The organism is Pseudescherichia vulneris, assembly GCF_902164725.1.
GTDB lineage: Bacteria > Pseudomonadota > Gammaproteobacteria > Enterobacterales > Enterobacteriaceae > Pseudescherichia > Pseudescherichia vulneris.
The window spans coordinates 347,491-348,428 of record NZ_LR607338.1; the positions used below are offsets into that span (position 1 = coordinate 347,491).

Below are 938 nucleotides of genomic sequence, written 5' to 3' on the forward strand. Positions count from 1 at the left end.
CAGTATTTTACAGAGGAGGTAATAATATGCATCTGCAACGTCTTATTTTCCCGGAAACTCCGGTACAGATCCCCGTCTACGGGGACACAATTTCTGCCGGGTTCCCCAGTCCGGCGGCCGACTATATCGAATCGGGCATCGACCTGATTTCTCAACTAATCCCTCATCCCTCCTCGACATACACGCTCCGCGTGTCGGGCGACTCAATGATTAATGCCGGGATCACCGATGGTTCCTACCTCCTGGTTGATTTCAGCATTCACCCCCAGCACGGCGACATTGTTGTCGCAAACATCGCCGGGGAGTTCACGGTCAAACGGCTGGTGACTCACCCGGTGGCCCAGCTGGTGGCTGAAAACCCTGCTTACCCACCCATAAAAATTTATGACGCCGACGGTTTAGAAATCGTCGGCGTTGTCATTTCTGTCATCACTACACTGCGCCGAAACCATGTTTGCCCTCGTTGACATGAACTCGTTTTATGCGAGCTGCGAGACAGCGTTCCGGCCGGATCTGGTTGGCCGGCCGATTGTCGTGCTCTCGAATAATGATGGCTGCGTGATCGCTCGCAGCGCCGAAGCCAAACGTCTGGGAATTAAAATGGGCGTGCCCTGGTTCCAGCTCAGGGCCGCGCGGTTTCCGGAGCCAGTGATCGCGTTCTCCAGCAACTATGAGCTGTACGGTGATATGTCGCACCGGGTCATGACCACGCTTGAGGAAATGTGCCCGCGCGTGGAGGTGTACTCCATAGACGAGGCGTTTTGCGATCTGACGGGCGTGCGTAACTGCCGGGACCTGGCCGATTTTGGCCGGGAGATCCGCACCAATATCCGGCGCTATACGCGTATCTGGTGCGGCGTCGGCATTGCACAGACCAAGACGCTGGCCAAGCTGGCGAACCGGGCCGCTAAAATGTGCCCGCAGACAGGCGGTGTGGT

General features: G+C 56.8%; 2 protein-coding genes. Both read left to right on the top strand.

Annotation, left to right across the window (positions count from 1 at the left end):
- Positions 1 to 26 precede the first annotated feature (26 nt).
- Positions 27 to 467, top strand: a complete 441-nt coding sequence (locus FN633_RS01280; RefSeq protein ID WP_154056472.1) for a LexA family protein — start codon at positions 27 to 29, stop codon at positions 465 to 467.
- Positions 451 to 938 (top strand): Y-family DNA polymerase (locus FN633_RS01285; protein WP_481859722.1); only part of this gene is annotated, 488 nt, incomplete at its 3' end. The genes FN633_RS01280 and FN633_RS01285, both read left to right, overlap by 17 nt.

Excerpts from the sequence above, each read along its gene's own strand:
- FN633_RS01280 (WP_154056472.1), top strand. The coding sequence starts at position 27 with ATGCATCTGCAACGTCTTATTTTCCCGGAAACTCCGGTACAGATCCCC.